The 397-nt window shown below is 65.5% G+C and carries 1 protein-coding gene; it reads left to right on the forward strand.

Annotated elements, in window-relative coordinates; translation table 11 throughout:
* Positions 1-397, forward strand: a 397-nt coding sequence (locus MKS85_RS28815) for an AMP-binding protein (protein ID WP_310663257.1), incomplete at both ends; no start/stop codon positions are given.

Raw genomic sequence — 397 nt, forward strand, 5'->3', positions numbered from 1 at the left:
CGCGCCTGCCCGCCGGGCATCAGGCCTGGACCCTCGACACTCTGCCCCAGGCCCCAGCGTTCGAGCCGATCAGCGTCGAAGCTCATGACCTGGCCTACGTGCTCTACACCTCCGGTTCCACCGGCCAACCCAAAGGCGTGATGAACGAACACGGCGCCTTGATGAACCGCCTGCACTGGATGCAGGACGCCTTCCCGATTGGCCCGAACGACCGTGTTCTGCAAAAGACCCCGTACAGCTTCGACGTCTCGGTGTGGGAGTTCTTCTGGCCGCTGATCACCGGCGCGACCCTGGTGGTGGCGCGTCCGGACGGACATCGCGACCCGGCCTATCTCAGCCAGTTGATCCAGCAGGAACGGGTCACCACCCTGCACTTCGTCCCGTCGATGCTGCGGGC

The sequence above is a fragment of the Pseudomonas sp. JL2 genome (assembly GCF_031570495.1).
Classification (GTDB): domain Bacteria; phylum Pseudomonadota; class Gammaproteobacteria; order Pseudomonadales; family Pseudomonadaceae; genus Aquipseudomonas; species Aquipseudomonas rhizophila.